This is a genomic window from Microbacterium sp. (assembly GCF_039812165.1).
Classification (GTDB): domain Bacteria; phylum Actinomycetota; class Actinomycetes; order Actinomycetales; family Microbacteriaceae; genus Microbacterium.
The window spans coordinates 1-8,404 of record NZ_JBDIAB010000132.1 but is presented as its reverse complement, the minus strand read 5'-3'; the positions used below and the strand labels follow the sequence as shown (position 1 = coordinate 8,404).

General features: G+C 69.5%; 7 protein-coding genes. 4 read left to right on the top strand and 3 right to left on the bottom strand.

The features are described 5' to 3' along the window. Positions 1-11 precede the first annotated feature (11 nt). Entirely contained in the window at positions 12-1,517 is a 1,506-nt protein-coding gene (gene guaB / locus WML84_RS10555; RefSeq protein ID WP_347346104.1) for an IMP dehydrogenase, read from the bottom strand. 235 nt (positions 1,518-1,752) lie between these two features. On the opposite strand from guaB, the gene WML84_RS10550 reads away from it, so the two are divergent. The 4 genes from WML84_RS10550 to WML84_RS10535 are packed head-to-tail and all read left to right on the top strand — an operon-like array spanning position 1,753 to position 5,856. Further along, positions 1,753-3,066, top strand: coding sequence for a branched-chain amino acid ABC transporter permease (locus WML84_RS10550; protein WP_347346103.1), 1,314 nt, complete (start codon positions 1,753-1,755; stop codon positions 3,064-3,066). A gap of 5 nt (positions 3,067-3,071) precedes the next feature. Beyond that, the gene (locus WML84_RS10545) at positions 3,072-4,049 is read left to right on the top strand and encodes a branched-chain amino acid ABC transporter permease (protein ID WP_347346102.1); all 978 of its coding nucleotides are present in this window, start codon (positions 3,072-3,074) and stop codon (positions 4,047-4,049) included. Continuing rightward, positions 4,046-5,083, top strand: coding sequence for an ABC transporter ATP-binding protein (locus tag WML84_RS10540; RefSeq protein WP_347346101.1), 1,038 nt, complete (start codon positions 4,046-4,048; stop codon positions 5,081-5,083). Before WML84_RS10545 ends, WML84_RS10540 begins: the two co-directional genes overlap by 4 nt. After that, positions 5,080-5,856, top strand: coding sequence for an ABC transporter ATP-binding protein (locus WML84_RS10535; protein WP_347346100.1), 777 nt, complete (start codon positions 5,080-5,082; stop codon positions 5,854-5,856). Before WML84_RS10540 ends, WML84_RS10535 begins: the two co-directional genes overlap by 4 nt. A gap of 98 nt (positions 5,857-5,954) precedes the next feature. Here the strand turns inward: WML84_RS10535 and WML84_RS10530 are convergent, their stop codons facing one another. Together WML84_RS10530 and rarD are read right to left on the bottom strand one after the other, a co-directional pair. After that, complete coding sequence (locus WML84_RS10530) at positions 5,955-7,211, bottom strand: ABC transporter substrate-binding protein (protein WP_347346099.1); 1,257 nt, start codon at positions 7,209-7,211, stop codon at positions 5,955-5,957. Positions 7,212-7,337: 126 nt separating this feature from the next. After that, positions 7,338-8,240, bottom strand: coding sequence for an EamA family transporter RarD (gene rarD, locus WML84_RS10525; RefSeq protein ID WP_347346098.1), 903 nt, complete (start codon positions 8,238-8,240; stop codon positions 7,338-7,340). Positions 8,241-8,404: the final 164 nt, after the last annotated feature.

The following is an 8,404-nucleotide window of genomic DNA, read 5'->3' as shown; positions in this document are numbered from 1 at the left end:
CGGGCTCCGGGTCAGCGGCCGCGGTAGTTGGGCGCCTCGACGACGATCTGCACGTCGTGCGGGTGCGACTCCTTGAGCCCCGCGGCCGTGATGCGCACGAACTTGCCGCGCGCCTTCAGCTCGCCGATCGTGCGGGCGCCGACGTAGAACATCGACTGCCGCAGGCCCCCGACGAGCTGGTACGCGACCGCCGAGACCGGGCCGCGGTAGGCGACCTGGCCCTCGATGCCCTCGGGGATGAGCTTGTCGTCGCTCGGCACGTCGGCCTGGAAGTAGCGGTCCTTCGAGTACGAGGTGTTGGTGCCGCGCGACTGCAGCGCGCCCAGCGATCCCATGCCGCGGTACTGCTTGAACTGCTTGCCGCCGACGAACACGACGTCGCCCGGGCTCTCGTCGGTGCCGGCGAACAGCGAGCCGATCATGACGGCATCCGCGCCCGCGACGAGCGCCTTGGCGATGTCGCCCGAGTACTGCAGGCCCCCGTCGGCGATGACCGGCACGCCGGCCTCGCGCGCGGCGAGCGACGCCTCGTAGACCGCCGTGACCTGGGGCACGCCCACGCCGGCGACCACGCGCGTCGTGCAGATCGAGCCGGGTCCCACGCCGACCTTGACGGCGTCGACGCCCGCGTCGATGAGCGCCTGCGCGCCCTCGCGCGTGGCGACGTTGCCGCCGATGACATCGATGTGGGCGAAGCTCGGGTCGGCCTTCAGCCGCCGTACGACGTCGATGACGCCCGCGGACTGCCCGTTCGCGGTGTCGACCACGAGCACGTCGACGCCGGCGTCGCGCAGCGCCTCGGCGCGCTCCCACGCGTCGCCGAAGAAGCCGATCGCCGCTCCGACGCGGAGGCGGCCGTGCTCGTCCTTGGTGGCGAGCGGGTACTTCTCGCTCTTGTCGAAGTCCTTGATGGTGATGAGGCCGGCGAGCCTGCCGTCGTCGTCGATGAGCGGCAGCTTCTCGACCCGGTGGTGCGCGAACAGCGCGATGACCTCGTTCGCGCCGATGCCGACGCGGCCGGTCACGAGGCCCTCGCTGGTCATGACGTCCTTGACCGGGGTCGTCTCGCGCTCGAAGCCCGACACGAAGCGCATGTCGCGGTTGGTGATGATGCCGACGAGCCGCCCGTCGGGGCCGACCACGGGCAGACCCGAGATGCGGTACTTGCGGCAGAGCGCGTCGACCTCTTCGATCGTGGCATCCGGCGTCGTCGTGATCGGGTCGGTGATCATGCCCGACTCGCTGCGCTTGACGCGGTCGACCATCGCGGCCTGGTCGGCGATGGAGAGGTTGCGGTGGATGATGCCGAGCCCGCCCTCGCGCGCGACCGCGATCGCCATGCGGGCCTCGGTCACGGTGTCCATCGCGCTCGAGACGAGCGGGGTGGCCACCGTGATGCGGCGGGTGACACGCGACGACGTATCGGCCTCGGACGGGATGACGTCGGTGTGCCCCGGAAGGAGCAGGACGTCGTCGTAGGTCAGTCCGACGAAACCGAAGGGGTCGTTGTGCTCCATGTATTCTCCTGCGCGCGCGGCGCGTTGCTCGGGTCGACGACGGCCGGCGCGCGAGGCGCCGTACTCCATGGTAGACGCTCGCCGCCTGAGCGGATTCCGGATGCCGGGGCGCCCGGTGTTACAGCCCGGTTACGGGTGGTGCGTGAATCACCATTCACGGTTTACGCTCTTAGCGTCGATCGACGACGATGCGACCGCACCGGACCCGAACCACGTGCGCCGGACTGGAGGATCGGTGAAACCCACGACCCTGATCGCAAGACACCCGAGTCGCTGGCTCGTGCTGCTGCTCGGCGCCCTCGTCGCCGGCGCGCTGCTGCTCGTGGCCGGCCCCGCGTACGCCGCACCCGACACCCCGGGCGGCGACCAGGAGAAGACCGACTTCTACTTCGCCGGGGTGATCACCTTCGACGACGAGCCCGTTCCCGACGTGACCGTGTCGGTCGAGGGCGGCGGCTTCGAGGCCGAGACGGTGACGGATGCCGACGGCCGCTGGCGGCTGTACGTGCCCGAGAAGGCGACGTACACGCTCACCGTCGACGAGTCGACCCTGCCCGACGGGGTGATCGTCGAGGGCGACTCCGCGTCGCAGGAGGTCGAGTTCGGCCTCACCGGGTCGAAGATCGTGAACCTCTTCCTCGGCGAGGGCGTGCGCGTGACGCAGTCGTTCGGCGAGCAGCTGCTCATCCGCCTGACCAACGGGCTCAACTTCGGCCTGCTCCTGGCCCTCGCCGCGATGGGGGCCGCGCTCATCTACGGCACCACCGGGCTGTCGAACTTCGCCCACGGCGAGATGGTGACGTGGGGCGCCCTGCTGACCCTGATCGCGACGTCGCTGTGGCACCTGCCCCTGTGGGCCGGCATCGCGGTGGCGATCGCCGGCGGGGCCCTGCTCGGACTGGCGCTCGACGTCGCCCTGTGGCGACCGCTCCGAAGACGCGGGCTCGGCATCGTGCAGCTCATGATCGTGAGCATCGGCCTGTCGCTGGCCCTGCGCTACACGTTCCAGTACGTCATCGGCGGTGCGACGCAGCAGCTGCCCGGCGCCAGCCCGCCGCCCATCCAGCTCGGCCCGATCTCGATCTCGTACATCGACCTCATCAGCATGGGCGTGAGCATCGTCGCCATCCTCGGCGTCGGCTACTTCCTGCTGGGCACGCGCGTCGGCAAGGCGACGCGCGCGATCTCGGACAACCCGCAGCTGGCCGCGGCATCCGGCATCAACGTCGACCGCGTCGTGCGCCTCGTGTGGGTGCTCGCCGCGACCCTCGCGGCCCTCTCCGGCATCCTGTGGGCGTACTTCCGTCCCGGCGTGCGCTGGGACATGGGCACGCAGATGCTGCTGCTGATCTTCGCCGCGATCACCCTCGGCGGCCTCGGCACCGCGTTCGGGGCTCTCGTCGGATCGCTCATCGTCGGCATCGTCGTGGAGACCTCGACGCTGTGGATCCCGTCCGACCTGAAGTACACGGGTGCTCTGGTCGTGCTCATCCTCGTCCTGCTGATGCGGCCGCAGGGCCTCCTCGGCCGCAAAGAGAGATTGGGGTAGTCGCCATGGACTGGGGCGCCATCCTCGCAAACACTCTCGGCTACCTGCTGAGCCCCATCACGATCGCCTACGCGCTCGCGGCGACGGGCCTGGCCGTGCACTTCGGGTTCGCCGGCCTCCTCAACTTCGGCATGGCGGGCTTCATGGCCCTCGGCGGCTACGGCTACGCGATCTCGATCCTGAGCTTCGGGCTGCCGTGGTGGCTCGCGATGATCGTGGGCATCCTCGCCGCGATGCTGTTCGCGCTGATCCTCGGCATCCCGACCCTGCGGCTGCGCGCGGACTACCTCGCGATCGCGACCATCGCGGCGTCCGAGATCGTGCGACTGCTGTTCACGACGCAGGTGTTCGACCGCTGGACGAACTCCGCCGACGGCCTCGGCGGCTACCACGGCGGCTTCCGCGCGTCGAACCCCTTCCCCGCGGGCCAGTACGGGTTCGGGCCGTGGACCTTCAACGAGACCGGCCTGTGGGTGCGCGTCTTCGGCCTCGTCATGCTCGCGATCGCCGTCTTCCTGGTGTGGTCGCTCATGCGCAGCCCGTGGGGCCGCGTGCTCAAGGGCATCCGCGAGGACGAGGACGCCGTGCGCTCGCTCGGCAAGAACGTCTTCGCCTACAAGATGCAGGCGCTCATGGTCGGCGGCGCGATCGGCGCGATGGGCGGCATCGTCTTCGTGCTGCCCTCGGCGGTCGTGCCGTCGAGCTACACGACGTCGCTGACGTTCTTCCTCTGGACGATCCTGCTGCTGGGCGGCGCGGCCACGATCTTCGGGCCGTCGCTGGGCGCGGTGATCTTCTGGATGGTGATGGCCCTCCTCGGCAACCTCCTGCCCGAGCTCGCGGAGGCCGGGATCCTCCCGATGACCGCGATCCAGGCGGGCACGCTCCGGTTCATCCTGGTGGGCGTCGCGCTCATGCTGCTCGTGATCTTCCGACCGCAGGGCATCCTCGGCGACAAGAGGGAGATGACCTTCGTCAAATGAACACGTCACGCGATCGCAATGAGGTGCCGGATGCCGGGGCTCCGACCGGCCCCGACGACCGGGTGCCGCCGCGCACCGGCAGCATCCGGCGTCCCAAGACCGGCGGCCTCGCCAAGGGCGACCCGATTCCCGGCGTCGCCAAGGTCGACCCGATCCTCGTCGTCGACGGCGTCACGCGCCGCTTCGGGGGCCTGACCGCCGTCGACGTCGAGCACCTGGAGATCCCGCGGCACGCCATCACCGCGCTCATCGGACCGAACGGGGCCGGCAAGACGACCCTGTTCAACCTGCTGTGCGGGTTCGACAAGCCCAACTCGGGCTCGTGGTCGTACGACGGGCGCAACCTCGCCGGTATCCCCGCCTTCAAGGTGGCCCGCATGGGGCAGGTGCGCACGTTCCAGCTCACCAAGGCGCTGTCGCTGCTGACCGTGCTCGAGAACATGAAGCTCGGTGCCACGGGGCAGCGCGGCGAGAGCTTCTGGCAGAGCTTCGTGCCCGCCCTGTGGCGCTCGCAGGAGAAGGCGAACGAGGAGAAGGCGCGGGGGCTCCTCAAGCGCTTCAAGCTCGACGCGAAGGAGCAGGACTTCGCCGCGTCGCTCTCGGGCGGCCAGCGCAAGCTCCTCGAGATGGCGCGCGCGCTCATGAGCGACCCGAACCTCGTGATGCTCGACGAGCCCATGGCCGGCGTCAACCCCGCGCTCACGCAATCGCTGCTCGACCACATCCTCGACCTCAAGGACCTCGGGATGACGGTGCTGTTCGTCGAGCACGACATGCAGATGGTGCGGCACATCGCCGACTGGGTGGTCGTGATGGCCGAGGGCCGCATCGTCGCCGAGGGCCCGCCCGACACCGTCATGCAGGACCAGGCGGTCATCGACGCCTACCTCGGCAGCCACCAGGACGTCGATCTCGGCGTCGTGACCGGCCGCATCGCCGGCGAGCTCGACACCTCGGCGATGGACCTGCTGGAGGAGATCCGCGAGGAGCAGGACGCCCTGATCGAGGGGACCGGGGAGGAGGACAAGAAGTGAGCGAGCCTTTCACGAGTCCCGCGGGCGCCGCATCCGCCGTCCAGGACGACGTCGTCGTCGAGGTCACCGACCTCGTGGCCGGCTACCTGCCCGGGGTCAACATCCTCTCCGGCGCCAACCTCGTCGCGCGCCGCGGCGAGCTCATCGGCATCATCGGCCCCAACGGCGCCGGCAAGTCCACGCTCCTGAAGGCGATCTTCGGCCTCGTCCAGGTCAGGGGCGGCGAGATCACCCTCAACGGCGAGAGCATCGTCGGGCTCAAGGCCGACCGCCTCGTCCAGCGCGGCGTCGCGTTCGTGCCGCAGACCAACAACGTGTTCCCCTCGCTGTCGATCGAGGAGAACCTGCAGATGGGCCTGTACCAGAACCCCCGCATCTATGCGGAGCGCCTCGAGTTCGTCACCGGCATCTTCGCCGAGCTGGGCGCGCGCCTGAAGCAGCGGGCCGGATCGCTCTCCGGCGGCGAGCGCCAGATGGTCGCGATGTCGCGCGCGCTCATGATGGACCCGTCGGTCCTGCTGCTCGACGAGCCGTCGGCGGGCCTGTCGCCGGTGCGCCAGGACGACGCGTTCATCCGCGTCTCCGACATCAACAAGGCCGGCGTGACGACCATCATGGTGGAGCAGAACGCGCGCCGGTGCCTGCAGATCTGCGACCGCGGCTACGTGCTCGACCAGGGCCGCGACGCCTACCACGGCACCGGGCGGCAGCTGCTCGAAGACCCGAAGGTGATCGGCCTGTACCTGGGCACGCTCGGCACCGACGACGAGTGACGCGGGCGGATGCCGCTGCACCGCGGCATCCGCCCCCTCCGCCCCCACGACGGAACGAGGGCCCCGGATCGCTCCGGGGCCCTCGTCTGTCGCGATGACTAGTTGATGCGGGAGTGGGTGTTGTCGGCCCCGTACTGGAAGATGCCGATGGTCGCCTCGGTCGGGTCGCCGTTCTCGTCGAACGTGATCGGACCGGAGTAGCCGTCGTAGTCCGCGACGCCGCCGTCGAGGATGATGTCGGCGCACTCGCTGAACGACGTGCACTTCTCGCCGTCGCCCGAGCCGCCGGAGACCTCCTGCAGCTTGCCCGCGATCTCGGTGGCATCCGTCGAGTTCGCCGCCAGCGACGCGAGCGCGAGCAGGATGACCGCGTCGTACGACTCGGCCGCGTAGCTCAGGTCGCTCAGCTCCGCGCCGGCCGTCTCGACCCACACGGCGTTGAGGCGCTCGAGGAAGTCGTCCTCGAGCACCGGGCCGGGGGTCGTGCCCTTGGCGCCCTCGAGCGAGACCGCCACCTGGCTGCCCCACTGCTTCAGGTTGCCGTCGACGAGGTAGAAGTTCTTCGCGTCCTGACCCGCGTTCACCAGCAGCGGCGCGATCGTCGCGAACTGGTCGAACGTGATGAGCACGACGGCGTCGGGGTTGGCCGCCGCGATCGTCTGCACCTGGGCGTCGAACTGACCCTCGCCGTCGTTGTACGACGCCTCGGCGACGACGGTGCCGCCGGTCGACTCGAAGACCTCCTTGACGACGCCGAACAGGCCGGTGCCGTAGGCGTCGTTCTGGTAGATGATGCCGATGTTCTTGTGGCCGTCCTCGGCGAGCAGGTTGCCGAGCACCTCGCCCTGGAGCAGGTCGCTCGGGGCGGTGCGCCAGTAGAGGCCGTTGTCGTCCCACGTCGTGAAGTCGGGCGACGTGTTGGCCGGCGAGAAGGTGATGATGCCCGCGCTCACGTTGCTGTCGAGGAACAGCTTCGTCACACCCGAGGCGGCCGCGCCGATCATCGCCGAGACGCCCTCGCTCTGGAGCTTGGGGACGGTCGTCTCGAAGGCCTTGTTGTCGGCGTCGCCGGAGTCGCCGCGCGTGAGGTCGATCGTGATGCCCTTGGCGGCCTCGTTGACCTCCTTGACGGCGAGCAGCGCGCCGGCCTCCTCGGGCGGGCCGAGGTACGACAGGCTGCCGGTCTGCGGGAGGACGGTGCCGACCTTGAGGGTCAGATCCTCGCGGTCGGCGGGTGCGCTCGACTCGGCCGGAGTGGACCCGCCGGCACACCCGGCGAGAAGAATCGCGCTGACGGTGGCGACGGCGACGCCGCCGATGACCCTGCCCGCGCGTGAACGTGTGAAGACGCTCATGGTGCTCCTTGTTTCAGTGGACGCGGAACGGCGTCGGGGCGCCGCCCCCCAGTGGCATCCAACCTAACCGCCGGCACGGCATCTGGATGTTGCCGTTTGTTAACGATCGGTAACGGAATCGAATCGTTATCTGTGGCGCGCGTGCCGCACCGAGTCCACGGTCAGGATGACCAGCGCGACCCACACCAGGCCGAAGCCGATCCAGCGCTCGAGCGGCATCGGCTCGCCCTGCAGCCAGAAGCCCGTGATGAACTGCATCACCGGCGCGAGGAACTGCAGCATGCCGATCACCGTGAGCGGAGCGCGGCGGGCCGCGGCGGCGAAGAACAGCAGCGGCGTCGCCGTCGCGACGCCCGTGCACAGGAGCAGAGCGGTGTGCCCCGCACTCACGTTCCCGAGCGTGAGCCCGGTCGTCGCTCCCACCACGATCAGCTGGACGACCGCGACCGGCAGCAGCCAGAGCGATTCGAGGGTCATGCCGCTGACGGCATCCACCGACGGCCCGATCTGCTTCTTCACGAGTCCGTAGAGCCCGAACGAGGCGGCGAGGGTGAGCGCGATCCACGGGAACGATCCGTAGCCGACGACGATGACGACCACGGCGAGGCTCGCGATGCCGATCGCGACCCACTGCGTCGTGCGCAGTCGCTCGTGCAGCACGAGCACGCCGAGGAGCACCGTGACGATGGGGTTGATGAAGTAGCCGAGGCTCGTCTCGATGATGTGACCGGTGAACGTGCCGATCACGAACACCTGCCAGTTGACGTAGATGAGGATGCCGGCCACCACGGTCCACCCGGTGAGCCACCGGTTGCGGAGGATCGCGAACAGCCGCTTCCACGTGCGCAGCACGGTGAGGAGCGCCGCGCACACCGCGAGCGAGAACACGATCCGCCACGCGACGAGCTCCCACGCGCCGGTCGGCTGCAGCAGCAGGAAGTACAGCGGCAGGAACCCCCACATGAGGTATGCCGTGAAGGCGTAGACCCCGCCGAGCGCCTGCTCGCGCGCGGGATCCAGGGGCTTCACCACCTCAGCCTAGGGTTTCGGCGATCGGCCGCGGCACGGCGGCGGCGCTCGGAGCTGCCACGTCGCGTGCGATCTCGGCCAGTGTCGGGCGAACGGGTCGCGGAACGGGGAGGGGGCCCGGATGCCAGTGGCATCCGGGCCCCCTCGGGAACCGTCTGGATCAG